This is a genomic window from Paenibacillus sp. J23TS9 (assembly GCF_018403225.1).
Taxonomy (GTDB): Bacteria; Bacillota; Bacilli; order Paenibacillales; family Paenibacillaceae; genus Paenibacillus_AQ.
The window spans coordinates 249,482-274,326 of the sequence record NZ_BOSG01000002.1 but is presented as its reverse complement, the minus strand read 5'-3'; the positions used below and the strand labels follow the sequence as shown (position 1 = coordinate 274,326).

General features: G+C 49.8%; 27 protein-coding genes. 19 read left to right on the top strand and 8 right to left on the bottom strand.

Features of this window, described 5'->3' with window-relative positions; all coding sequences use genetic code 11:
• The first annotated feature begins 58 nt into the window (after positions 1 to 58).
• Both KJS65_RS16875 and dhaK read left to right on the top strand, forming a co-directional pair.
• Positions 59 to 1,201: a glycerol dehydrogenase gene (locus tag KJS65_RS16875; RefSeq protein WP_213651368.1), complete on the top strand. Its 1,143-nt coding sequence runs from the start codon at positions 59 to 61 to the stop codon at positions 1,199 to 1,201.
• Positions 1,198 to 2,955, top strand: a complete 1,758-nt coding sequence (gene dhaK, locus KJS65_RS16870; protein WP_213651056.1) for a dihydroxyacetone kinase subunit DhaK — start codon at positions 1,198 to 1,200, stop codon at positions 2,953 to 2,955. Before KJS65_RS16875 ends, dhaK begins: the two co-directional genes overlap by 4 nt.
• A 77-nt stretch (positions 2,956 to 3,032) precedes the next feature.
• On the opposite strand, the gene KJS65_RS16865 is transcribed toward dhaK, so the two are convergent.
• Positions 3,033 to 3,938 (bottom strand): putative RNA methyltransferase, encoded by a 906-nt coding sequence (locus KJS65_RS16865; protein WP_213651055.1) that lies wholly within the window; start codon positions 3,936 to 3,938, stop codon positions 3,033 to 3,035.
• Between the two features lie 385 nt (positions 3,939 to 4,323).
• On the opposite strand from KJS65_RS16865, the gene KJS65_RS16860 reads away from it, so the two are divergent.
• The 3 genes from KJS65_RS16860 to KJS65_RS16850 all read left to right on the top strand — a co-directional run bounded on the left by KJS65_RS16860 (position 4,324) and on the right by KJS65_RS16850 (position 6,857).
• Positions 4,324 to 4,758, top strand: a complete 435-nt coding sequence (locus KJS65_RS16860; RefSeq protein ID WP_213651054.1) for an RrF2 family transcriptional regulator — start codon at positions 4,324 to 4,326, stop codon at positions 4,756 to 4,758.
• Positions 4,759 to 4,954: 196 nt separating this feature from the next.
• Complete coding sequence (locus KJS65_RS16855; RefSeq protein ID WP_213651053.1) at positions 4,955 to 5,479, top strand: sigma-70 family RNA polymerase sigma factor; 525 nt, start codon at positions 4,955 to 4,957, stop codon at positions 5,477 to 5,479.
• Positions 5,472 to 6,857 carry a DUF4179 domain-containing protein gene (locus tag KJS65_RS16850; RefSeq protein ID WP_213651052.1) on the top strand — a complete coding sequence of 462 codons (1,386 nt, stop codon included), beginning with the start codon at positions 5,472 to 5,474 and terminating at the stop codon, positions 6,855 to 6,857. Before KJS65_RS16855 ends, KJS65_RS16850 begins: the two co-directional genes overlap by 8 nt.
• Before the next feature lie 70 nt (positions 6,858 to 6,927).
• On the opposite strand, the gene KJS65_RS16845 is transcribed toward KJS65_RS16850, so the two are convergent.
• A complete protein-coding gene (locus KJS65_RS16845) occupies positions 6,928 to 7,509 on the bottom strand; it encodes an LOG family protein (RefSeq protein WP_213651051.1) in 582 nt (193 codons plus the stop codon).
• 198 nt (positions 7,510 to 7,707) lie between these two features.
• Between KJS65_RS16845 and KJS65_RS16840 the strand changes: the two genes are divergently transcribed.
• Positions 7,708 to 8,118 (top strand): DUF4395 domain-containing protein, encoded by a 411-nt coding sequence (locus KJS65_RS16840; protein WP_213651050.1) that lies wholly within the window; start codon positions 7,708 to 7,710, stop codon positions 8,116 to 8,118.
• A gap of 247 nt (positions 8,119 to 8,365) precedes the next feature.
• Positions 8,366 to 9,421, top strand: a complete 1,056-nt coding sequence (locus KJS65_RS16835) for a lactonase family protein (RefSeq protein ID WP_213651049.1) — start codon at positions 8,366 to 8,368, stop codon at positions 9,419 to 9,421.
• 150 nt (positions 9,422 to 9,571) lie between these two features.
• Here KJS65_RS16835 and KJS65_RS16830 read toward each other — a convergent pair whose 3' ends face one another.
• A complete protein-coding gene (locus KJS65_RS16830) occupies positions 9,572 to 10,486 on the bottom strand; it encodes an ArsR/SmtB family transcription factor (protein WP_213651048.1) in 915 nt (304 codons plus the stop codon).
• Between the two features lie 357 nt (positions 10,487 to 10,843).
• Between KJS65_RS16830 and KJS65_RS16825 the strand changes: the two genes are divergently transcribed.
• The 4 genes from KJS65_RS16825 to KJS65_RS16810 all read left to right on the top strand — a co-directional run bounded on the left by KJS65_RS16825 (position 10,844) and on the right by KJS65_RS16810 (position 14,061).
• Entirely contained in the window at positions 10,844 to 11,944 is a 1,101-nt protein-coding gene (locus KJS65_RS16825; protein WP_244864604.1) for a sulfate ABC transporter substrate-binding protein, read from the top strand.
• A gap of 30 nt (positions 11,945 to 11,974) precedes the next feature.
• A complete protein-coding gene (gene cysT / locus KJS65_RS16820) occupies positions 11,975 to 12,814 on the top strand; it encodes a sulfate ABC transporter permease subunit CysT (RefSeq protein WP_136607979.1) in 840 nt (279 codons plus the stop codon).
• 1 nt (position 12,815) lies between these two features.
• Positions 12,816 to 13,676, top strand: a complete 861-nt coding sequence (gene cysW, locus KJS65_RS16815; RefSeq protein WP_213651047.1) for a sulfate ABC transporter permease subunit CysW — start codon at positions 12,816 to 12,818, stop codon at positions 13,674 to 13,676.
• A gap of 151 nt (positions 13,677 to 13,827) precedes the next feature.
• Complete coding sequence (locus KJS65_RS16810) at positions 13,828 to 14,061, top strand: YezD family protein (protein ID WP_213651046.1); 234 nt, start codon at positions 13,828 to 13,830, stop codon at positions 14,059 to 14,061.
• A 105-nt stretch (positions 14,062 to 14,166) separates the two neighbouring features.
• On the opposite strand, the gene KJS65_RS16805 is transcribed toward KJS65_RS16810, so the two are convergent.
• Together KJS65_RS16805 and KJS65_RS16800 are read right to left on the bottom strand one after the other, a co-directional pair.
• Positions 14,167 to 15,045 carry a hypothetical protein gene (locus KJS65_RS16805; RefSeq protein ID WP_213651045.1) on the bottom strand — a complete coding sequence of 293 codons (879 nt, stop codon included), beginning with the start codon at positions 15,043 to 15,045 and terminating at the stop codon, positions 14,167 to 14,169.
• A gap of 124 nt (positions 15,046 to 15,169) precedes the next feature.
• Entirely contained in the window at positions 15,170 to 15,823 is a 654-nt protein-coding gene (locus KJS65_RS16800; protein WP_213651044.1) for an MgtC/SapB family protein, read from the bottom strand.
• A gap of 159 nt (positions 15,824 to 15,982) precedes the next feature.
• Here KJS65_RS16800 and KJS65_RS16795 point away from each other — a divergent pair, with 159 nt between their 5' ends.
• The 3 genes from KJS65_RS16795 (at position 15,983) to KJS65_RS16785 (ending at position 19,238) form a co-directional block, all read left to right on the top strand.
• On the top strand, positions 15,983 to 16,675 hold the full coding sequence (locus tag KJS65_RS16795; RefSeq protein WP_213651043.1) for a YetF domain-containing protein: 693 nt from the start codon (positions 15,983 to 15,985) through the stop codon (positions 16,673 to 16,675).
• A 124-nt stretch (positions 16,676 to 16,799) separates the two neighbouring features.
• Positions 16,800 to 17,432: an NAD(P)-dependent oxidoreductase gene (locus KJS65_RS16790; RefSeq protein WP_213651366.1), complete on the top strand. Its 633-nt coding sequence runs from the start codon at positions 16,800 to 16,802 to the stop codon at positions 17,430 to 17,432.
• 183 nt (positions 17,433 to 17,615) lie between these two features.
• Positions 17,616 to 19,238: an NAD(P)H-hydrate dehydratase gene (locus KJS65_RS16785; RefSeq protein ID WP_213651042.1), complete on the top strand. Its 1,623-nt coding sequence runs from the start codon at positions 17,616 to 17,618 to the stop codon at positions 19,236 to 19,238.
• A gap of 33 nt (positions 19,239 to 19,271) precedes the next feature.
• Here the strand turns inward: KJS65_RS16785 and KJS65_RS16780 are convergent, their stop codons facing one another.
• Positions 19,272 to 19,745, bottom strand: coding sequence for a hypothetical protein (locus tag KJS65_RS16780; RefSeq protein WP_244864603.1), 474 nt, complete (start codon positions 19,743 to 19,745; stop codon positions 19,272 to 19,274).
• Between the two features lie 158 nt (positions 19,746 to 19,903).
• Here KJS65_RS16780 and KJS65_RS16775 point away from each other — a divergent pair, with 158 nt between their 5' ends.
• Entirely contained in the window at positions 19,904 to 20,131 is a 228-nt protein-coding gene (locus KJS65_RS16775) for a hypothetical protein (RefSeq protein ID WP_213651041.1), read from the top strand.
• A gap of 147 nt (positions 20,132 to 20,278) precedes the next feature.
• On the opposite strand, the gene KJS65_RS16770 is transcribed toward KJS65_RS16775, so the two are convergent.
• Complete coding sequence (locus tag KJS65_RS16770; protein ID WP_213651040.1) at positions 20,279 to 20,803, bottom strand: DUF1572 family protein; 525 nt, start codon at positions 20,801 to 20,803, stop codon at positions 20,279 to 20,281.
• 203 nt (positions 20,804 to 21,006) lie between these two features.
• Here KJS65_RS16770 and KJS65_RS16765 point away from each other — a divergent pair, with 203 nt between their 5' ends.
• Entirely contained in the window at positions 21,007 to 21,228 is a 222-nt protein-coding gene (locus tag KJS65_RS16765; RefSeq protein WP_244864602.1) for a DUF5342 family protein, read from the top strand.
• A gap of 44 nt (positions 21,229 to 21,272) precedes the next feature.
• Here the strand turns inward: KJS65_RS16765 and KJS65_RS16760 are convergent, their stop codons facing one another.
• The gene (locus tag KJS65_RS16760; RefSeq protein ID WP_213651039.1) at positions 21,273 to 22,214 is read right to left on the bottom strand and encodes an urea transporter; all 942 of its coding nucleotides are present in this window, start codon (positions 22,212 to 22,214) and stop codon (positions 21,273 to 21,275) included.
• A gap of 274 nt (positions 22,215 to 22,488) precedes the next feature.
• Between KJS65_RS16760 and KJS65_RS16755 the strand changes: the two genes are divergently transcribed.
• The 3 genes from KJS65_RS16755 to ureC are packed head-to-tail and all read left to right on the top strand — an operon-like array spanning position 22,489 to position 24,845.
• Positions 22,489 to 22,791: an urease subunit gamma gene (locus tag KJS65_RS16755; RefSeq protein WP_213651038.1), complete on the top strand. Its 303-nt coding sequence runs from the start codon at positions 22,489 to 22,491 to the stop codon at positions 22,789 to 22,791.
• A gap of 21 nt (positions 22,792 to 22,812) precedes the next feature.
• Complete coding sequence (gene ureB, locus KJS65_RS16750; protein ID WP_213651037.1) at positions 22,813 to 23,136, top strand: urease subunit beta; 324 nt, start codon at positions 22,813 to 22,815, stop codon at positions 23,134 to 23,136.
• Entirely contained in the window at positions 23,133 to 24,845 is a 1,713-nt protein-coding gene (gene ureC, locus KJS65_RS16745; protein WP_213651036.1) for an urease subunit alpha, read from the top strand. Before ureB ends, ureC begins: the two co-directional genes overlap by 4 nt.

The following is a 24,845-nucleotide window of genomic DNA, read 5'->3' as shown; positions in this document are numbered from 1 at the left end:
GAATTCATCGCCAGATCCCAAGTATAATGAACATTAGACGAAGTAGGAGGGAATTATGATGAGAAAAGCATTTATCAGTCCAAGCAAGTATGTTCAAGGAGAAAATGAATTATTGAATCTAGGATACTTTATTCAGACATACGGTGATTCCGCTCTTCTGATTGCCCATCCGGATGATGTGAAGCGGGTTCAGGATAAGCTGGATTTCACCATAAATAAATTTAATATCACGCTGGTTGAAAGCGGATTCCGCGGCGAGTGCTCCCGGCAAGAGGTACAGCGCCTGAAGGATCTGGCCCTTGAAAAGAATTGCTCCTGCACGATCGGACTCGGCGGAGGCAAAGCAATTGATACGGCCAAATGTGTTGCGGAGGGCGATGCACTGATCATTGTTCCGACGATAGCGGCGACAGATGCGCCAACCAGCCATTCGGCGGTCATTTATACAAGTGAAGGGGCTTTTGAGGACTATGCGTACTTCAAGCAAAGCCCAAGCGTGGTCATGATCGATACGACGGTCATTGCCAATGCTCCGACCCGTTTTCTCGTGTCCGGTATGGGGGACGCCTTGTCGACCTATTTTGAAGCGAGAGCCACTTCGAGATCCTTTACGAAGGTGAATGCAGGCTTGCCTTGCGGCGTTCATGCGGGAGCTGCTCCGGTAGCCCGGGGAACCAAAGCTGCGCTCGCGCTGGCCAAGCTGTGCTACGAAACGCTGCTGGAGGATGGGGTTAACGCCAAAATAGCCTGTGACAGCAATCAGGTTACACCGGCGCTTGAGAATATTATTGAAACGAACATTTTACTGTCCGGTCTCGGTTTTGAAAGCGGAGGTCTCGCGGCTGCGCATGCGATTCATAACGGTTTGACGGCTCTGGAGGGAACCCATCATTATTTCCATGGCGAAAAGGTAGCCTTCAGCACCATTGCCCAGCTGGTTCTCGAAAATGCACCAAAGGATGAACTGAACGAAGTGCTGGAATTCTGTGCAGCCGTAGGGTTGCCAGTATGTCTTGCAGACATCGGCGTGGACAGCATGACGCAGGAGGAGCTGCTCCAGGTCGCTCAGATGGCCTGCATTCCGGAGGAATCCATTCATGCCATGCCATTCCCTGTTACAGAGGAAGCCGTTGCGGCTGCCATTGTCGTTGCTGACCAAATCGGCCGTGAATTCAAACAAAGTAAGGATGCGAACTCATGAAAAAAATCATGAATCAACCGGAGACACTCGTCAGAGAGATGTGCAATGGCCTTGTCATGGCGCATCCGGGTCTTGAGTTTAACAGCAAGCATAAAATCATCAAGAAAAAGAATATCAACCCGCAAAAGGTCACGCTGATCAGCGGCGGGGGCAGCGGGCATGAACCGGCGCATGCGGGCTTTGTAGGCAAAGGAATGCTGGATGTGGCTGTTTGCGGAGACGTATTTGCTTCCCCATCCCAGATTCAGGTCTATCAAGCGATCCGGTCATCGGCAGGTGAAAAGGGAACCCTGTTAATTATCAAAAACTACAGCGGCGATATTATGAATTTTAAAAACGCAGCCCATCTTGCGGCCGAGGATGGCATTCAGATTGACTATGTGAAGGTTGATGACGACATCGCCGTGGAGGACAGCCTGTATACCGTCGGGAAAAGAGGCGTGGCCGGAACGGTCCTCGTTCATAAAATCGCAGGTGCGGCCGCGGAAGCGGGCATGTCTCTGGGTCAGGTCAAGGCAGCGGCTCAGAACGCCATCGACAACGTCAGAAGCATCGGGTTTGCGTTTACCTCCTGCACAGTACCTGCCAAGGGCACGCCGACCTTTGCCATTGGGGAACAGGAAATGGAGTATGGTGTCGGCATCCATGGCGAACCGGGAATCCGCCGCGAAAAGCGGATCTCTGCCGATGAGCTGGCGCGCAGAATGGTAGCGGAGCTGCTGGAAAGCTTACAGGTAAGCGGTGATACTTCGCAGGAGGTTGCCGTCTTGGTTAACGGCTTTGGGGGCACTCCCCTTCAGGAGCTGTACCTGCTGAGCAACTCTGTTATGCGGGAATTGAGCTCCCGGAACGTCACCGTCGTTAAAGTGTTCGTGGGTAATTACATGACGAGTATCGACATGGCGGGCGCATCGCTGTCCATCATGAAGCTGAATGACCAGCTGAAGCAGCTGCTGAGCGAAGAATGCGACACGCCTGCGCTTGTCGTCCGTGAGCCGTTTGAGCCTGTTCATTACACCGAAGTAGTTACCGGAGAAGAAGGCCGGAGTTCTGTATCCCACAGTGTGGTGACCCGTGAGGAAGATGCTGTACTTCAAGGCGATAAGCTGTCGCTGAACAACATGATCTATTTGATCGATACAATGAGCGAAATCATTATCGAGAATGAGATCCCGTTCTGTGAACTGGATGCCCATGCCGGTGACGGAGATTTTGGTATGAGTGTTGCCAAGGGCTTCAAGCAATTAAAAGCGGAATGGAACGATGTAACCGGTCACGCAGCAGATATGGGAGGATTCTTAGACGCCTGCTCGCTGATCATAATGGAGCATTGCGGTGGTGCTTCCGGTCCGATCTGGGGCTCGGCATTCCGTGCTGCCAGCAAATATGCAGCGGATAAAACGGAGTTGTCGGTAGCAGAAATTGCCGGGATGATGAGCGCGGTAGTCAAAGGAATTCAAGACACGGGGGAGAGATCCTTCGGAAGAGGGGCTGTTGTTGGCGACAAGACGCTGATCGACGCACTGGTTCCTTACGCAGAAGCATGGGAGGTCGGCGCCCGTGCCGGAGACGATCTGAAATCTGTGGGCATTCAAGCCGCAGATGCCGCTGTGGAAGGCGCCAAAAAGACGGAGGCGATCGTAGCCCGGATGGGAAGAGCGGGGACCGTTGGCGAGCGAAGCATCGGTTATCCGGACGCAGGAGCCTATGCGCTTGGCGTCATATTCACCGGACTCTCGAAGGCGCTCAAATAAGGATTAGGATAAAGAAGAGACCTCATGTTCACCTGGGTGAACCACGAGGTCTCTTTATTTTTGGACAGTATTGGTATTTATATCATTACATGTTTACCCCACAAAATATAGAAATCAAAGGTGAGCTTGAAGGCATGCTTGGTCAGCAGCAGCTGTCTTGTCTTTTCCTCCGGTGCATGCCAGGATAAGGGGGTCATTCTCAGCATCGCTGTCAGGTGCAGCGGATTCAACTCGAGTTCGTAGCGAACGCGCAGCTGCTTCATTTCCGGAAAGTGCTTGGCAAACAGGGTAGCCGTTTCTTCCGGAGCCTCCTGCGGCTCAGGGGCAGACGTTCCGTACAAGATCTGCCTGAATTCCTGCAAATATTCGGGCCCGGGGATGACCTTTACAAGCATTCCGTTTGCCGAAAGCAATCGCTGGAATTCTCCATAGTTGGATGGGGACAATATATTCACGATGATCTGAAAGGTCTGATCCTGAAACGGGCTATGAGCCAGATCCGTCACGCACCAGATGATCGGTGAGTTTCCCTTGGAAGCCGCTGCAATACCCGGTTTGGAGAGATCTGCACCCACAGCCAGAATATCCGGATGTAACAGAAAACTCAGCTTTCTCTGAAGGGATGCCAAATGCGATCCTTCTCCGCAGCCGGCATCGAATATGGATAGCGGCCGCATGGCAGCCGGCTGCGCAATGCTTCCGGAGATCATATCGGCAAGTCCATCTAGTAACGGATCAAAATAGCCGCTGGCATGTATAAGCTTACGTGCTTCGAACAGCTCTTTATCGTACTTTGTAGGTCTTGTCTTCAGCAGAAGGTGAATATAACCCTCCTTGGACAAGTCGAAGTTGTGATTAGCTGTGCATGTCAGGCTGTTTTCGCATTTCATTTTCATAGGGCGGGAACAGACAGGACAGCGGAAAATATGCTCATACTCAGCCATCAGTCGGGCGCGTACGAGTGCAATTTCTTTTTTGGACAATGTAAAACACCCCAATCATTCGTTTTGGCGAAATGAAAAAGGCGCAGACAAATAAACCCTGGGCTATGCTTTCAAAAAAATAACCGGGTTATTTCAACTGCACCTTCCATTAACGCAAACGAATGAATTGGATAATCATGAGATGCTTCAGCTCCTTGCCGAAAAAGGAATTGAGGAAATGATCTTCCATAGTTCTATTGTAACGCAAACCCCGTTCGGGATAAAATCACATGGGCGGAGGTTTATCTTTCCAAGGGGAAGTCACACTAGAATGAAGATGATTAAGCACTGGGATTAATATGTCTATGAAGAAAGTGAAAGTGGGCGTGTCAGGTTGACATTACCAACTGTTAACCATATAATTACAGTATAAGGAGGAGCTAAAATGAATAGTGAATTTAACATTGCCGTCCATTGTTTAACCCTTCTTAGCTTAAAAGAGGATCATATGGCTAATAGTGAAGAGATTGCGAGAAGCGTCTGCACGCATCCTGCCCGCATTCGCAAAGTGCTTGGCCTGCTGCGCAAGCATGGGTATGTGGCAACAAAAGAAGGGGTAGGCGGAGGATATCTGCTGAATCCCGGCACAGAGAATGCGACGCTTGGAGACTTGTATCGTTTGCTTGCCCAGGGTTCCCTGAAGCCAAGCTGGTGCTCCGGCGGTGATGAGCTGCCTTGCGAGGTTGCTGCTAATATCAAGGGGATTATGGATCAAATATACAGCGGCGGGGAATCGGCGCTCGAGCGTTATCTGGACGGAATTACAATGGCGGATGTCAAACGGCAGATCGAAGAGGCAGGAACGACGGACCTGGTTTAAATCGAATATGTACTTCATACAAAGCGGCGTCCTGATCATGGAGGCTGCTTTTTTCATATAAAAAAATAAAACCGTTTACAGAGCTGCGCTGTCTTATAGGTATCAAATTCATCAAAGACAGATAATGTATCCGAATTTGATTGGGTATGAAAGAAGTTCACCGGCCGGTGAAAACAGCAGGAGAGGGGCCAAGCCTATGAATGACCCGGAACTTTCCGCCGCTGCATGTCAAGGAGATGAAGAAGCGTTTTATACTCTGGTTTCCAAACTGAAGAGAAAGCTCTACGGCATTGCCTTCAGCTATTTGGGCAGCGAGGCTGACGCGCTGGAAGCCGTTCAGGAAACCGTGTGCAGAGCCTGGATAAAATGCGGTAAGCTGAAAGATCCTTCGGCTTTTAACAGCTGGATGATCCGCATTCTCATCCGCTGCTGCATCGATGAACAAAAAAGGAGGAAGCGCGTGCTGCCTCTGATCGGCGATAAAGATGACCGTATGGCGGAAATGATCAGCGACAGCAGGCTGGACCTGCATCAGGCCATGCTGAGGCTTAAGCCCAAATACAGGCATGTGCTGATGCTGAAATACTATCAGGATATGACGCTCACCGATATTGCCAAGGTTCTGGATAAACCGGAGGGTACGGTTAAAACGTGGCTTCACCAAGGCTTAAAGCAGCTGCGCGGCAAAATGGACGCAGGAGGCGAAGTATACCATGGTTGAAGATCAAGAAAAGCTGCTGGAACAATATTACGAGCCAGCGGCCATTGCGGCCCATCGGGTTGCTGAACAGCAGTTAGATGCGGCACTAAGGAACGGACTTATGCGCGGGAAAAAAACAAGGAGCCGGAAGCGAAAAAACAGAGTGGTGATGTCTTTCGCAGCAGCCCTATTGCTGCTCATCGGGGCTGCCATCTACGTGCCTGATTTGTATTCTGGAAGCCGTTTCGGAGTGGAGTCCGCAAGCACGTCATCTAACATTCAGGTTCCTACATACGTTGAGAAATTTGCAGGCGACAAAGGAATGCTGCGTGAAGCTCTGGATCAGGGGAAATACCAGGCCATTGGTATGACAGCTGCGTATGAGGGCTATCAGGTTACGGTGGATGGAATTATTACCGATCGACGTCATCTGGTATTATTCTTTACTTCGCACAGTGACACTGGGGAAACCATCGTACCCTATAATCCGGGTATTTATACGCTCGGGTACGACAAGCTGGAATTCAAGCAATTCTCCCATGGCCCTAAACCGATCTCCGACCATGACATGCTTGTTTTTGATCTGACCGGAAGCGAGAAGCTGCCTGAGGAGTTTTATTTTTCGAGTAAATGGGATAATGGGAAGCCAGCGGCTAAGCAAAAATTCCTTGAAGTGAAGATTCCGGTTGACTCACGTAAACTGGCCGTGCTGGAGCGCACGATAAAGGTAAATAAGACTCTTGATTTTGAAGGACAAAAGATGAATTTTACCGAGGTTGTGCAAATTCCTCTGCGTTTGAATGTACATTTGGTGCCGGATTCGGCAAACACGAAGGAGTTTGAATTTGCTCCTAACTATCACCTGTACACAAAGAACCAATCCGGCGAGGCTGAATTAAAAGTTGAAGAAGCGGATGATAATCCTGCGGAATGGATTTATGGTTATTATAGTCCAGAGTATGTTCAAGGGGATTCTCTTATATTGCAGGGGGATGGAATTCAGACCATAGCCAAAAAAGATATGAAACTGGTAATAGATACGAATCAGCGAAAAGTGATGGACGGATCGGACAGCAGGTTTATACTGCAGGGGGTAGAACAGGAAGACTTTTCAATGCTTCTAAAATTAGCGGTTAAGTCAGACCTCAAATCTGATGAGGCGGATACGGTTCAACATGTGGGAGTAGCAGCCATTTTTACGGATGGAAAAGGGGACAAACATACATTACCGTATCAAGATAAGTGGATCAACGAAATTGGAAGTGATCATTCCGTGACAGGAATAGATGAATATGTGTTTGGAATTGAAAATATCTCCTACCCGCAGCCACTGAAGTTTGATGTCACCCAGTATCTGATGCATTATATCAAAAAGCCATTCACTGTCACCATCCAATAATAAACGGCAATAGCAAAACAGACCGGGAGCAGAGTGCGCTTCCCGGTCTGTTTTTCGTTTTCGTTCTCTTTTAAGTCTGGCCGGGTCTGAGAAAGGTTTTAACGGCTGGTGGCTCATATGTATTGAATTGATCCAGCAGGCGGCCTGCATCCGTATCTACAAGGGCCATCGAGAGATATTTTTCATGCAAAAATTGCTCCTGTGCCATATGCTGAAAGAATTCCAGCAGAGGATCATAATAACCATTGATATTAAGAAATCCAAGCGGCTTGCGGTGAAGTCCAAGCTGGGCCCAGGTGAATACCTCGAAGAATTCCTCCATGGTGCCCGGTCCTCCGGGAAGGGTCATGAAGCCTTCGGCCAGCTCAGCCATTTTGGCCTTCCGCTCATGCATGGAGTCCACGATGATCAGTTCTGTTAAGTGCTTGTGGGATATTTCCCTTTTGTCCAGAAAACCGGGCATAACCCCGACGACTTGTCCGCCCCCAGCCAAGACGGCATCCGCGACAGTTCCCATCACACCTACGCTTGATCCTCCGTATACCAATGTAATCCCGCGCTGTGCCAGTTCATTGCCTAATTTCTTCGCACCTTCCGCATAAACATCGGATGCTCCAATACTGGAGCCGCAAAATACAGCTACCGATTTCACTCCGTATCTCCTCCTCGCAAGTTGTATCTCTAATTGATCAATGCCATTATATTATATCCTAGACCGGATTAAGGATGGTTAACCGAAACACATCATTTTTTCTTTTAAGGCTTGTGTGAGTCATAATTCTGTATTTAATTCATATTGATCTTATAGGAATAATATAATATAGTTGAATTCAAGAAAGGGGTGTTTCAGGTGAAAGAAATTCCCGAGCCCTATGTGAAAGCGAATCAGATCGGAATCGTTCTGTTTGTCATATTAACCGCGGTGTTTGATCAGCCTTATCTTTTGCTGGCACTGTTGGTGATACAGGTAGTTGGCCTTCTAACGGGCAAAAACCTGTTTGTGCTGCTGGCAAAGCCTTTTTTAAAAGTGGAGGGGGCGCCGACCCAGGCCCAGGAGCTTCAGCGCTTCAATAACACGCTGGCAGTGATTTTCCTGACGTTGTCCCTGCTGTCCTTTCTGATCCAGCTGCCTTTTCTGGGCTATATATTTGCCGCGATGCTGTTTCTTGCTGCTTTTGCTGCCATTTGCGGATACTGCATCGGCTGCACGGTTTATTTTCAATACAAGCAGTTCAAAGCCAGAAGAAAGCTGCGCATGTAATCCAAGCTTAAACACATTATCGGCACTGCCTTTCGCCCCGTCCGGCGCTTGGAGTGCCTTTTTGCTGTATAAGGGCAATCATCGTATTCTGAGGAAGTAATAGCAGCAGCGGGTAATGGTTTAGAGAGAAGCAATGATCTAGAGACAAGTTAACATTGCCGGGAGACATGTAAACCTTTATTGTAGGAATAACGGAAAGATCTTGATTTATGACATGAAAAAAAGATGACGAAGGAGCGGATTGGACATGAGTGATAACACAAGCTTGTTTTACACCGGTACGTATACCGGAGCGGATGAACAGGGGATCTTCCTATGTTCCTTGGACTTACATAGCGGGCGTATGGAGATCGTTAATAGCACGGACGGCATCGCCAATTCATCTTTTCTGGCCATGAATGCGGACAAAGACCGGCTGTATGCGGTTAGTGAGACAGATGCAGGAGAAGTGTATGCGTATTCGGTTGATTCGGAAACAGGCGAACTGCATCTGCTGGACCGCAAGCCGACGCAAGGATCGGCTCCGTGCTACATTTCGTTAACCCGGGATGGAAGCCATGTGCTGGTTGCCAATTACACAAGCGGGCATGTGAATGCCTACCGAATCGGGGACAACGGCGAGCTTACGCCGAGCAGTTTGATTCAGCATAGCGGCAGCAGCATCAATCAAGACCGTCAGGAAAGCCCTCATCCGCATTCTGTATTCCAGGATCCCGAGGGTAAATACGTGCTTGTATGCGATTTGGGCTTGGATGAAGTAATCTTTTACCGCCTGGAGGAAGGCAAGCTGGTGTCGCATCATGCCGTAAAAACAGCTCCCGGAGCGGGACCGCGTCATTTCGATTTCCATCCGTCAGGCCAGTGGGCTTACGGAATTAACGAGCTGGATGATACGGTGACCGTTTATGCGCTGAATACGCAGGCAGGCGATTTGAAGCTCCTGCAGACCATTTCGGCCCTTCCGGAAGGTGCTGTTCAGGGAAGCGCAAGCGCCGACATTCATGTAACGCCTTGCGGGCGTTTTCTATATGCTTCGAATCGCAGTGAAGACAGTATTGGACTATATCATATCAATCCATCCACGGGCATGCTGACGGCAGTAGAGTGGGTGTCCACAAACGGCAAGACACCACGCAACTTCGCCATTTTTAAAGGCGGCTATTTGCTGGCTGCGAACCAGAACAGCAGTAATATCGTATCTTTTAAAATTGATAAGGAAAACGGACGGCTGACACCAACCGGTTTCGTGCTGGAGGTACCTAAGCCGGTATGTATTTTGCCAGTCGCCAAATGTAAACATTAAATCTGTAAACCGGATTCAACATAAAAAAGCAGCCTCTGCATCATGCAGAGGCTGCTTTTTTGCATGGGAATCTTAGCAGCCGCAATAAGAAGATTACAGCAGTTGCCTCTTGATTCAGGCAGGCTCGGTTCGATAACAAGATGCTGAAGGCTAGGCTTCCTGCTCGTTGTAATACAGATTAAACAGAAGGTCCTGCTGGTGATTACCAAAACCTCTCCCGAACAAGGTGATGCCGGGGGAGCTGCCGTTCTGCTCAGGTACGGCAATCCGGAAGGTCCACTGCTTGTCCCGGATGGGAAGAGTGTCGAGCGTAACGTCAGAAATCCTTTTTCCATCCATGTAGGTGCCGTTTCGGTTCATCCGCAGCGTTTTCAGCAGGCCGCTTTGGCTGACCGGATCGGACCACCAAGCCGGGGTATGGATGCCGCGGCTTGTACCCTGATATGTTTGACCGGACCATTTCCCGAGCTCGATGCTATTGAAAGAAAAGACGACGCCGGCCGGCTCATTGCCAGGATGGAAAGGAAGCATGGTAGACAGCTCGAAAGTGATTTCCAGCTCCTCAGGATTCTGGCTGCCGAGCAGAAAGTTGGGAACCTTGTACTCGATATACCCGCGGCTGAACCAAAGCATCTTGGCTTGAACGCGCTCGGGATACCAGAAGTATCTGGGTTCGTTATATTCCCCGATCGTATGCTCCACAGTCGCAATTCCGCAGGAGGGCAGCAGGTCAAAATCCGTATAATGACCGACAGATACCTCGGTTTGATGGGATTTGCGGTGAAGCCCAGGGGACGTAGGTAGGGTAATCTCGATTTTTTTGGCGGAAAGGGTGCAAATTTTTTGCACGCCGCCTTTGCCGGGAGCCATTTTGGTTGTAATCAACCGGGCTTTCTCCAGCTTTTTGACATGCATGGTCATGATGGCGCTGCTTAAGCTGAGGGCTTCCGCCAACTCGCGCACATTCATCTGCCGCGTGGAAAGAAGCTGAAGGATACTCAGCCTTACGCTGCTTGCCAGAGCTTCATAGACGGGAAGGGAATGGGTTGACGTATCCAGTTCCATGACAAGCCTCCATTCAGGTTTTAAAATGAAACCTACATTCACAATTATATAATGATTTTCCAATATGAACCATGTATTGATCATGCAATCCAATAATTTCCTTAAAAAAGGATTGACGAAGGGGTAGGCAGTGATTACAATACGATTATAACATACTAAACAGGTAGGAATAATTGTAATAAAATTGCATTCACATCGTTCTCGCCGTACAAACGGAGGAACCTCTGAAACGAATTATGGGCTGCTGCATTCAATGGGATGCGCGCCATGATTTGGACAGGGTTTCTCCGTTTTTTTATGGGCTAGCAGACGGCCGGGCGGGTCAAAACCAATTTTTAGAATATGGGAGTGGGGACAATGAGGAAAACAGGGAATATGGGGATCAGGACGGCAAAAAGGGGAGCGGTGATCGGGCTGGTGCTGCTAATGACAGCGGCGCTGGCGGCATGCGGTTCCAAGGACGGAGCCGGAGCCCCGGCGGAAAGCAAGAGTCAAAGCACCGAAGCCAAGACCAGCGCCAAAGAAATTAACCTGCTGAATGTGTCTTATGATCCAACCCGGGAGCTGTATGAGAATTACAACAAAGCCTTTGCAGCCTATTGGGAAAAAGAAAAGGGACAAAAGATAACCATTAAGCAGTCGCATGGCGGCTCCGGTGCGCAAAGCCGTTCCGTCATTGACGGATTAGAGGCGGACGTGGTAACACTTGCTCTGGGCTATGACATTGATGCCATTCAGAAAAAAGGACTGATCAATGAGGGCTGGCAAAATAAATTCGATCTGAACAGCACGCCGTACAACTCCACGATCGTGTTTCTGGTGCGCAAAGGCAATCCCAAGCAAATCAAGGACTGGAATGATCTGATCAAGGGCGATGTACAGGTAATTACGCCTAATCCGAAGACTTCTGGTGGAGCACGCTGGAACTACTTGGCCGCTTGGGGATATGCATTGAAACAAAATAACAATGATGAGGAAAAAGCGAAGGAATTCGTCCGCGACCTCTTCAAGCATGTGCCGGTGCTGGATACCGGGGCCCGCGGAGCAACGACAACATTCGTTGAACGGGGGATCGGCGATGTCCTGCTGGCTTGGGAGAATGAAGCGCTGCTATCCGTGAAGGAGCTCGGGCCTGAAAAATTCGATATCATCTATCCTTCGATCAGTATCCTGGCAGAGCCTCCGGTTGCTGTCGTGGATAAAGTCGTCGACAAGAAGGGCACACGTGAGGTTGCAGAAGCTTACCTGAAGTACCTGTATTCGGAAGAGGGACAAAAAATAGCCGCTGAAAACTTCTACCGGCCGACGCTTGCCAGCGTACTTGATCAGTACAAGGATACGTTTAAATCTATTAATCTGTTTACGCTGAAGGATGTTTTTGGAACATGGGAAGAAACGCAAACCAAGCATTTCAAAGACGGCGGCGTGTTCGACCAAATCTATACGCCGGGCAAGTAAAGCGGGTAGGCCAGGAGAGGATGATAAGTCATGACCCAAGTGAGGACAGGGCGGAGCCGGGTACTTCCCGGCTTTGGCCTTACGATGGGGTACAGTGTTGCATATTTAAGTTTGGTCGTTCTGCTGCCGCTGTCCGCGCTGCTGATCAATTCGACCGGACTGAACTGGGCAAAGTTCTGGCAGGTGGCGACAGATCCGCGCGTCCTCGCCTCTTACCGTATCAGCTTTACCACATCCGCCGCCGCTGCATTAATTGATGCGGTGCTTGGTCTTTTACTGGCCTGGGTTCTGGTTCGTTATGAATTTCCGGGAAGAAGGCTGTGTGATGCGCTGATCGATCTGCCGTTTGCGCTGCCTACAGCGGTGGCAGGGGTATCGCTGACTGCCTTGTATGCTCCGAACGGCTGGATCGGCTCCCTGCTTGAGCCGCTGGGGATCAAGGCAGCCTTTTCGCAGCTAGGGATTACGCTGGCGCTGATGTTTATCGGCCTGCCTTTCGTCGTCCGGACGCTGCAGCCGGTTCTTCAGGATGCTGAACGCGACGCAGAAGAGGCATCGGCAACACTGGGAGCGGGAAGATTCCGGACGTTCCGGATGGTCATCCTTCCAGGACTTGTACCTCCGCTGCTTACGGGCTTTGCGCTTGCCTTCGCCCGGGGCATCGGGGAGTACGGCTCCGTTGTATTTATATCAGGCAATATGCCGATGAAAACGGAGATCGCACCGCTTCTCATCATGTCCAAGCTGGAGCAATATGATTATGCGGGAGCCGCAGCGGTAGCTGTTCTGCTGCTGTTGATCTCCTTCCTAATGCTGCTTGTGATCAATTCGCTGCAGCGATGGTCCAGCCGGAAAAAGGAGGCGGTATAAAATGGCCGGAACATTACCCGGAGCCGCGGCGGTACGCCCGGTGCAAACTTCCCGGGCGGCAACAGAGGCACGGTGGGTGAAGTGGCTGCTGATTGGGGCAGCCGGCTTGGTGCTTTTATGGTTGATTGTCTTACCGCTCGCCGTGGTTCTGACACAGGCGCTGAAGAAGGGATGGGATGTCTATATCAGTGCTTTATCGGATCCGGATGCATTGTCGGCACTGAAGCTAACACTGCTGGTGGCACTGATTACGGTTCCGCTGAACACCATCTTCGGGGTCGCCGCCGCCTGGGCGATAACGAAATTCAAGTTTAAGGGCAAGGGCGTCCTGATTACATTGATTGATCTGCCTTTTGCAGTCTCGCCGGTCATTGGCGGGTTGATCTTCGTGCTGGTGTTTGGAGCGAACGGCTGGTTTGGTCCCTGGCTCGCGGATCATGATATCAAAATCATCTATGCTGTGCCGGGGATCGTGCTGGCAACGCTGTTTGTGACGTTCCCCTTCGTGGCAAGAGAGCTGATCCCGCTGATGGAGGATCAAGGGCAGCAGGAAGAGGAAGCAGCCATCACACTGGGAGCTAAGGGCTGGGTTGTTTTCACGAGGGTGACGCTGCCGAATATCCGCTGGGGGCTCATTTACGGTATTATTCTTTGCAACGCCAGAGCGATGGGCGAATTCGGAGCGGTATCCGTTGTATCCGGCCATATCCGGGGAGAAACGAACACGCTGCCGCTGCATGTGGAAATCCTGTACAACGAATATCAGTTTTCCGCGTCCTTTGCGGTTGCTTCCTTGCTTTTGCTGCTGGCGTTGGCAACACTTTTCATCAAAAGTTTTTACGGCCGGAAAAATGCGCATTGACAGCCTTTTTGGCGGCGTGATAATGTAACTGTAAACATTAAACATAGTAAATAGGTTGGAAAAGAATGAATAGTGCGCGTATGATCATGATCGAATGAGAATAAAGCAGGAAACGCTAAAAAACGTTCGGAGGGCAAAAGGAGGATGCGTCATGGCAAAAGGGCTTCAGGTGGATCAGTTATGGCTTGAGCGGATCGCGGGCCAGTTAAATGACATGGAATTCGGCTCTCTACATATCGTCGTGCATGAAGGCCAGATTGTGCAGATGGAACGGACGGAGCGGAAGCGTTTCGAGAATACGGCTGTCAAAGCAGCCAAGACGGGGATTAAGGCAAGGACCAGGCAGGACCTGAAAAAGACGGCTCCGGACCATCGGCAGGCTTGATTAAGCTGCAAGGGAATATGAACAGGCAGGAACCTGAAATAAGATTCATTACAAGCAAAACCCGCTGATGGTATGCAGCCCTATAGAGGGCTGTCCGTCAACGGGTTATTTTTCTGGCTTTATGCGTTCTGTTTCTGTGGAAGCTTCGAGTAATTCCGTAGAGCCTGCATAGGGCCGGTCGCGTCTTGAACGCTTCGGATGGATTCCGAATCCGACCAGGAAAAGAATGAATTGGACTGCTAATATGTACGGTGCGGCAGTTAAGCCGGCGAAATGGGCCAGCGCAGCAGCGCTAATGAATAAAGCCAGAATACGATAGGATGCCTTGGTTGAATCCTTTCTGGGGGTCATGACGGCGAGGTAGAAGGAAATCACAGCTGCAAGACAAGATACAAACCGCATCCACAGCTCAGCGCTTGCCCATGATAATGCCGGGATATCCGGTCCATGAAAATCCTGATACAGCTGCAGGCACCAGTATAGAATCAGCACCAGGGCTGCGAAAGGAATGACAGGACGGATCAGCTTCCAAAAGCCGATGCCCCAGCCTGGATTATCCAACGAACGGATAATAGATGCCTGTTCGCGAATTCGCCGGCGGATCTCTCTCTCCAGCATCTTTTGCAGCTGTGTATGACGCGAGCTGTCCCGTTCTTTTAAATAGGCGTCGATGGCTTCCAGCAGCTCCGTTGTGATCAGGGGAGCCGCCTTGCACTGCTTCAGCAGCAGGATCAGGGATTCCGTTTCTTGCTCATGCTCAGCCGGGGAATCCACGGCTCCATCACCGTCCAGCATACCTGCTGCCCGGGAGTAAAGCCCGAGTGTTTGCTGCAGCCAATCCAGCCGAGACGTTGCCGCGCTTTTGAAGGAACGGGCGGTACGAATGTACAGCCATAGAAAAAGAATGACCGCAAGTCCTGTGACGATGATTCTGGACTGCGTATCGGTGATATCATTTGCATCAATCCAAGCCGCAAGGTACAACGCCGAATTCCTCCTTCATCGCTTTTGTCTTCACTATTGCATAACAGGCTCCGGATTACAAGATTTCATATACATAAAATGAACTAAAGAAAGGTGAAACTTTAGTTCATTTTATATGCCTGATTTATTCCAGCTTCGCGGATAAAATATGCGGCAAATTGTCGAGATCCTTCAGCAGCTCCTGCAGCGTGCCGTTATGTCTGGCTTTGCCTTCAATGTTGAGATGATACATGCCAAGACGTTCCGGATCCTGATCCATCTCATAGGAGGAGATGGAGATTTTTCTCGCGGTAAGCGAATTCAGAATCGGCTGCACGGATTCTTTGGATTCCAGCTCGAAGGAGATATTCAGCGATCTGCCGGTTTTAAAGATCATGCTGAGCAGCTCAAGTCCGATCATGACAAGGATGGTTGCGCTGATCCCGGCAGCATACATGCCAGAGCCGATGGTCAGACCGATGCCGGAGGTAGCCCATACTCCTGCGGCTGTCGTGAGACCGCGTACCATTTTACGTTCAATAATAATCATGCCTGCTCCGAGAAAACCGATGCCGCTGACCGCCTGGGCAGCTACGCGGCTGGGATCAAGCGCAATATGATCATGGTCTAATACTTGGGAAAATCCGTATTGCGATACCAGCATGATTAACGCACTGCCGACGGCCACGAGAAAGTGGGTCCTCAGCCCGGCTTCCTTGGCCCTCAGCTCACGCTCCAGACCTATAACGGCCCCGAGCAGCCCGGCTACCGCCAAACGGATAATGTATTCTGTAATCATGCATTCATCAGCTCCTTTAAGAAAACGATACGAAAGAGTTCCTGAACTATTACCCATATTCCTCTAAAACTTCCTTTAAAACTTCAAACAAGGTATTTTTCAATCTGTATCTCTGGTGGGTAAATAGATACCAAAAGGACTTTACAGGGAGGTTTTGCTATGGACATGGGAATGATTTCCGTTAAATTGATTATCGGTTTTCTCGGCCTTTGGGTGATGACGCGTGTTCTGGGCAAGAAGGAAATTTCCCAGCTTACTCCCTTTGATTTTATTTCTTCACTCATGCTGAGTGAATTGGTGGGGAATACCGTATATCAGGAAGACGTTCATATAGGTCAGCTTTTATTTTCGCTTGCCATATGGTTTATTTTATCTTATGTATTTGAAAAAGTAACCCAATATGCCAGGAAAACCCGTGGGCCGCTGGAAGGCTCGCCCTCCATCCTGATCCGCAACGGCGAGGTGGACATCCGGGAAATGAAGCGGAACCGCCTGGATTTTGAGCAGCTGCTGATGATGCTTCGTCAAAAGGATATCTTTTCCGTGCGGGAGGTATCCTATGCCATCTTTGAAACGAACGGATCGCTAAGCGTCATGAAAAATACAGCGTATGAAACGGTGCAAAAATCCGATCTGAAGCTTTCAGATGATGAGCCCGGACTCACTTATAATCTGCTCGAGGAAGGGCGGATCAATGAGGAGTCTCTGAAGTCCTTGGGTAAAAATAAGATCTGGCTGATGGAACAGCTGAGGCAAAAAGGATATTCCGAGCCTGAAAACATTGCGTATGCGGAATGGCAGGAAGGGCGGGGGCTATTCGTTCTTGAGCATAAGCATGAAAGACATGGTTAATGGATAAAACATGAAGATTTTCGGGCATGAAACGGAATTTGAGGGTAAAATAGGAGTACATGCGTAAGCGATTATAGCAAAATGATATAGAGGAGATTATTTCATGACAGAAACCATTCACCCGATGAATATAACGATATTTGGCGCAACCGGCACGGTTGGACAGGCTTTGTTGAAAGAGGCGCTGAGCCGTGAGCATGAAGTGACGGCTGTAGTGCGTGATGTATCCCGGTTAACCGAAAAGCATGAACGTCTGCATGTGGTGCAGGGGGATATTCTTGACCCGGCATCCGTAGCAGAGCATACGAAAGGACGTGAAGCCGTTATCAGCGCTTACGGTCCCAAGTTCGGCTCAGAAGAAGAGCTGGTGGAGGCGGCACGCTCTCTGGTCGAAGGCGTGCGCCGCTCCGGTGTGAAGCGTCTGCTGGTTGTAGGCGGCGCAGGCAGCCTGATGACGGATGAAGGAGTCCGGCTCATGGATACGCTATCCTTCCCGGCGGAGGTCTTTCCGCTGGCCAAAGCGCATGCCGATGCTTATGAAATCTACAGCCAGTCAGATTTGGAGTGGACTTATCTCAGCCCGGCAGCTGTGCTGGAAGAAGGGCGCCGTATCGGAAACTTCAGGGTTGGCATCGACCGCTTGATTACAGATGAGCTTGGCGACAGCCGGATTTCAACCGGCGATTTGGCCGCAGCATTGATGGATGAGATGGAGGATCCGTACTTTGTGGCCTCCCGTTTTACGGCAGCGTATTAAGAATCTATTTCCTGAACATTAGTATCGTACAGGGTTATGGATGAATGAAACGAACATGAAGACAAGGCAGCGGACGCTAAAGATATAATAAGCGATGCTGCCTTTTTTCGTAGGAATATCATATAGAATATCGGATACCCAAATTCGAGGATTTTTTTAAATAGATCATGGAGGCGAAGGTCTATGTATATTGTGAACTCGGCACAGATGCGGGAGCTGGATCGCCGCACCATTGAGGATATCGGGATACCCTCAGCGGCATTGATGGAGAATGCAGGCAGAGCGATTGCTGAGGAAATCATCTCGCTGTGTCGTAAGCGGAGAGGATTCCGCGAAGATGGGCATGAAGTGGGAGGCGGCGGACGGGGAGAGGGATATTCCGGCCTGATCAGAGGAGATGCCGCTTTGGAGCTCGACAATCCTGAGCATGAGCATTGGCTGATCCTTGCCGGCAAAGGGAATAACGGCGGCGACGGATTGGTTGCCGCCCGTTACCTCCGCGAGGCAGGCATTGGCGTCACCGTGGTGTATGCCCTGCCGCCGGAGCAGCTGCAAGGGGATGCCCTGCTTCAGCGGGAAGCTGCCTTGGCTCTTGGCATCCCTATGCTAGTCCACGGGCGCGATGCCGTGGACTATGGGGCTTGCACGGGCATTGTTGATGCCCTGCTGGGGACGGGCGCGCACGGCGAGCCGCGGGGCGCGTATGCAGACATGATTGCCGCAGCGAATGCCAGCGGCAAAACAATTGTGTCGGCGGACATCCCGAGCGGAGTGAACGCCGACACCGGGGAAGTCAGCCAGCTGTGCATAGCGGCGCGGCTGACGGTATGCCTCGCTTTCCTGAAGCGAGGCTTGACGCAGTACCCCGGCGCGGAAGCCGCCGGGGAAGTGGTGGTGCGCTCCATCGGCATACCCTCGGAGCTATGCAGTCAGCAGGAGGGCCTGGCATTCCTGCTGACCGAAGGCACGCTGCGCGGCCGCCTGCGCGTGGACACCGCGCGCCGCCGCTCGCCGGACGGCCACAAAGGCACGTATGGCCACGTGCTTGTGGCGGCCGGAAGCCCGCGCATGAGCGGCGCGGGCCTGCTCTGCAGCCGCGCGGCTCTGCGTGCGGGCAGCGGCCTCGTAACCTGGGCGCTGCCCGCACCGCTGCTGCCGCATATGGCCGGCGCAGCGCCGGAAATCATGCTTGCCCCCGCTGCGGACGGGGACTGGGATGAAGCTTCAGCCGAGTCGGTGCTTGGGCTTGCCGAGAGCCGGGATGTGCTGGCTATTGGCCCTGGTCTGGGGCGTTTTGACGGTGACGGACGTTGGTTGCGGAGCCTATGGGAAGGAGCGGAGTGTCCACTTGTAGTGGACGCCGATGCCCTCAATATGTTGGCGGATTGCGAAGATATGGCCTCATGGACAGGCAGAAAAGCGGATACAGTACTGACACCGCATCCGGGTGAAATGGCCCGGCTCGCCGGCTTGTCCACCAAGGAAATACAGCGTGATCGGATGGCGGCTGCGGTTCATTATGCAGCGGCGCATCAGGTGACGCTGGTGCTCAAAGGAGCGCGGACCATCATCGCAGCCCCCAATGGAACCGCTTATGTGAATATGACTGGCAATGCCGGCATGGCGACAGGCGGCTCTGGTGATGTATTGACAGGCATCATTGGCGCCCTGCTTGCCCAAGGATTAACGGGCCCGCAGGCAGCCGCTTATGGAGTCTATCTGCACGGATTGGCAGGGGAAACAGCGGCTGAGCGGCGCGGGCATATGTCATCCCTGATCGCAGGCGATCTGATCGAGGCACTTTAAACTTCAAATGTTGAGCGCATAGTCTATAAGTGACTACAAAAAAAACAGGCAAATCAGCGGAACGACAAGCGCAAACAAAGGCGTGAACAAGGAATGGTCGGAGAAGATGCGTTTGCCTGTGAAGAAGATCAGTATGGTGCATACGCCCGCTGCTGCTGCCAGCTCCGGGTATCCGTCAAACTCCGGCGTTCTGATAAACAGGCAGTAAAAGGCAGTGTAGGCAGCCGCCGCATACAAGGAAGCCTGCTTCAGACGGTTTAGCGGGGGCAGCACGGCCAGTATCGCGTCCGATGCAATGGAAATCAGCATGGCATAGCTGTAGACCCATACTTCCGGCGAAATGAGAAGATCGTCGCTCTGCGCGCCCCAAGGGGTCTCCTGCATTGGCAGCACACGTGACAGCAGCATAAGCATCATCAGTGTCAGGCCTGCGGATGCCAGCTTGTTCATCGTATATCTTCCCGACTTCAGCCGGGCATGGATAAAGGAATATTCCGGTTTCATCATTTGGTTCTCTCCTTGCCCATTATAATCCTTGCTACAGCATAGTCGTCAGCCACTAAAAAGGTTACAGGGAGATGCCGTGCTCACTTATTGGTAAAGGTATGTTGATGATGGTTTTTATATTATTCTAAATGGTCTTTTAAAAAGGGGGAGGGAAACAGGTGGGAAAATTCATGGCCGGGTTCGGTATATTTTGCGGTGCGGCACTTGTTCTTTTTATAGTGATTTTATTTTCTGGTGGAGATCCGTTCTTGGTGCCCATTGTCGGATTTAGTATTGTAATCGCTATGCTGGGTGTGGTGCTGATCAATCAGCAGAAGGAGCTTGAGGCCCGGAAGAGGGCGGAGAAAAGACATCGGCTTAACAACGGGATTAAAAGTGAAATGTGATGATAAACGAAGGCAGCCTCCCCGCCGCAAACTCGGACAGGGAGGCTTTTTTTGGTTTTTATAAAATAAAATTCCTGATATTTATAGACTGGGAAAATCCAGATCAATGCCTCTGATTCTAAGGACAGTCCGGTGGCAAAAAAGCTATTATGCTTTCTTTCTCCGCGGAATGGTGAGCGTCTGCCAGTCATCGCCCTGGATCATTTTGGCGGCATAGATGATTTGGCCAACATGGCTTGAGTAATGCGACATTTGGCGCTCGATGGCTTCCAGTACCGAGTGAGGCTGCTGCCGGATATAAACGGTTCCGAGCAGGTCCTCGCTCTTCAGCTCCGAGAGAGTCTGCAGAAAGACATCCCAGCCGCGATTCCATACCGATAGGAGTTCTTCCTTGGACTCGATCATGCCTTCAAACTCCTCATCCCGGTCCCGGCCGGGTTTTTCGCCGTCTGATGTGAGAAAATCCGTCCAGCGAGAAATCATATTGCCGCTGATATGCTTGACGATAACCGCGATGCTGTTGGATTCTTCATTCGGGGCCCAGTTCAATTTGAAATCATCGGAAACCTGGGCGATCGCCTTCTCTGCCGACTTTTTAAGCTCAGCGAACTTTACGTTCACAATCCGCAAATATTCTGCTCCGATCTGACTCTCGTTGATTACATCACTCATCCCATTCCACCTCCGTAATAATTGCATTCATGTACAGTATAAAACCGATGTCCGCGCCTATGCAAACAACGGGCAAGCGAGACTTGCACGGCAAGAGGCGAAAATGGATTTTGATATGAAAGGATTATTCTTGTCGAAAAGAGGTAAAAATACTAAAAAAAGGGCATGATGATGAAAGTGATTACCAATATGGGAGGTTGTTTGTGTTGTTTGAAAACTTTGATGTTATCAAGCCTTTATTCGAAGATCAAGTTCACGAAAGGCATCAGTTTTCTTTGAATTATCAAGGAAATGAATATAAAGGGCTATATCATAATGGAGAAATTTCCTGGTTTAATCCGCATCCTCAAAATGACCTTGCGGAAGAGCATTTGGATGATGTGGAATCTGAAGTCCATGAGAGAATGCAGGATCACTTGTCATAAATAGAATGAAAAAAGGGACGGTGAGGTCCCTTTTTTCGGTTATTTTATAGTTTCGGAATGACTTTCCTTGCGGCCAGCAGAAGCCATGTGACTAGAACAAATGGCATCGTGAGCGTAGGGAGCCCATAAGGCAACAGCCATGTGTCTATGCTGGCCGTAACAGGTACCGTTATAGCGGCGGCAATGAGTCCTGTCAGCGGCGCTATGCGGCTCTTCGCATCAAACACGGCAGCGACGGCCAGAATGGTCAAAACGGCATTGAATCCATAAAGCCCTAAATTCATCAATGTAATTTCTGCGCCTAATCCATAGGCGGCTAACCATGCAATAACGGATCCTAAGACGGCATATAAACCCAGCCTCCAACTGGCCCAAAACACGCCGAGTAAAATCAAAATCCCAGACCATAAACTGTCCTGGAAGTATACTTGTCCAATCCCATTCACCAAGCCATGAATCCAATCGATGGTACCTCCGGGTTGAAGCTTCCAATGTGAAAGATCCTGCGGAACGAGATTCGAACTTAATTGGAACGTGCTAAGCCGGTAAGAGGCAAGCAGCAGAAACCAAGTCATTATTATGTAGGGAAATGTAAGAACCGGCATTTGCGAGTTTCGTATCCAATGCATCATAGCGGCGGTAAAAAGGGCTGCCACTGCAGCGCCAGCTAAAGCGATGGCCCAGCGCCATCCCCCCTCCAGATTTAAGGCTAAGGCGATTCCGGCTAGTACTGAGTTATACCCAAGCAGTCCTTGATTGACAATGGTTTTATCCGTTCCTCCGAATCGGCCGATGAAAGTGGCTATACATGCAGAAAGCAATGCAATCATACCGATCGAAACAGAGGAAACCATTATGGCTACAAGGATAATAAGTCCTGTCACAGCATTTTCAATCAAGATGACTTGGGAGATGCCTTTAAAGGCTGTGGAAATGAAAGAAAAAAACGCTCCCTCACGTAATGAAATTCGATTGTCTTTTTGCATTATTATCTCCTTAGTTAGAGTATTGGGCGATTTCTGCCAATCAACCTCCTTCAGCATTTCGGGGGATTTGAAGGAAAAATACAGGATATTATTATATATAACAAATTTAATATGTATTTTGTTATATATATAAAATATGATATAATAACGCTGCGATCTAATCAAATCAATAATTATCGCTGCGATGTTGTATTTTGCAAAATTATGGTGTGCCCAAGTTGAAATTTCAGTGATTTAAAAGTGTTCATAAATAAAAATAAGGAGGCTAAAAATCATGCAATTGTTACCGCGTGAGATTGACAAGCTTTTGATTGTGGTTGCTGCTGACCTTGCGAGACGAAGAAAGGAAAGAGGGCTTAAACTAAACCATCCTGAAGCCATTGCCTTTATAACCTATGAAGTATTGGAAGGCGCACGGGATGGACGAACCGTTGCTGAATTGATGGAATTCGGTGCAACCATTTTGTCTCGTGAAGATGTGATGGAAGGTATTCCCGAAATGATTCACGATATCCAAGTCGAAGCCACTTTTCCCGACGGGACCAAATTGGTGACCGTACATAATCCGATTAGATAAAGCGATAGGAGGAATATTCAAATGGAACCTGGACAAATTTTTTTACAAGATGAAGATATTATCTGCAATGTTGGAAGACTCGCCTCGAGAATTACTGTAAAAAATACCGGGGATCGTCCAGTGCAAGTAGGATCTCACTTTCACTTTTATGAAGTCAACGAGGCTCTTCAGTTCCAACGGGATGAAGGCTTCGGGAAGCATTTGAACATTCCGGCGGGTGCGGCGGTCCGATTTGAACCTGGTGATGAAAAAGAAGTAGAACTGGTTTGTTTTGCCGGAGAGCGCCGTGTCTATGGTTTTAACAATAAAACGGATGGATCCGTGGAAAGCGGGTGTCAACAATGACCTTCAGAATGCCAAGAAAACAATATTCTCAAATGTATGGTCCAACAACAGGCGATTCGATCCGCCTGGCAGATACAGATATCATTATCCGAATCGAAAAGGACTATACCACATATGGTGATGAGGTCGTTTTTGGCGGCGGGAAAGTGATCCGGGATGGAATGGGTCAGCATCCGCTTGTGACCCGTGGGGACGGAGTTCCGGATGTGGTGATAACGAACGCGATTATTTTGGATTATACCGGGATTTACAAAGCTGATATTGGGATTCGCGACGGGAAAATTGCGGGAATCGGGAAAGCCGGTAATCCACTGGTGATGGATAATGTGGATATCATTATCGGGGCTTCTACGGAAATCATTGCAGGCGAAGGAATGATCGTGACTGCTGGCGGCATTGATTCGCATGTTCACTTTATTAACCCTGCTCAAATTGAAACAGCATTGTCCTCCGGGCTTACGACGCTGATCGGAGGCGGAACGGGTCCGGCTGCGGGATCAAAGGCCACCACGGTGACTCCAGGAGAATGGAATATCCATCGCATGCTGGAGGCAGCGGAAGGAATGCCTATTAACGTAGGTTTCACCGGAAAAGGACAAGCTGCATCCAAAGAGCCGCTTGCCGAGCAAGTTCGGGCCGGGGCGATTGGACTGAAGGTTCATGAGGACTGGGGAGCAACAGCATCAGCACTTGACCATGCACTCAGCGTTGCTGATGAGTATGATGTGCAGGTAGCGGTTCATGCGGACACCTTGAATGAAGGCGGATTTATGGAGAACACCATGGCCGCGATCAAAGACCGGGTGATCCATATGTATCATACGGAAGGAGCGGGCGGGGGACATGCTCCGGATTTGATCAAATCCGCGAGCTATATGAATGTTCTTCCTTCATCTACAAATCCGACGCTGCCTTATACGGTGAATACGATAGATGAGCATTTAGATATGCTGATGGTGTGTCACCATTTGAATCCATCCATTCCCGAGGATCTTGCTTTTGCAGACTCACGTATTCGGCGCGAAACCATTGCTGCAGAAGATATCCTTCAAGATATGGGCGTATTTAGTATGGTCAGCTCGGATGCTCAGGCTATGGGACGAATTGGCGAAGTCATTTTACGGACATGGCAAACCGCTGACAAAATGAAAAAACAACGGGGAACGATGCAAGGTGACAGTGAGCTTTCGGATAATAACCGTGCCAAACGTTATGTTGCCAAATATACGATTAACCCGGCGATTACCCATGGAATTTCTGAGCATGTGGGTTCGATTGAAATCGGAAAAATGGCTGACCTTGTCATTTGGTCACCTGCATTTTTCGGAGTGAAGCCCGAAATGATTATTAAAAATGGCATGGTTGTTCAAAGCTTGATGGGGGATGCCAATGCATCGATCCCAACACCACAACCTGTCATCTATCGTCCGATGTATGCTCAATATGGAAAGGCTCTTTCCAGAAGCTCTATCACCTTTATTTCGCAGTCCGCCTTTGATCTTAAAGTCCACGAGCGGCTTGGCTTGGAGAAAATCATTCTCCCGGTTCATGGTATAAGAACATTAACGAAAAAAGATATGAAGCTGAATTTCGAAACACCTGAGATTACGGTTGACCCGCAAACCTATGAAGTGAGAGTGAACGGGGAGTTAATTACATGTGATCCTGTAGATAAAGTACCAATGGGGCAACGCTATTTCTTATTTTGA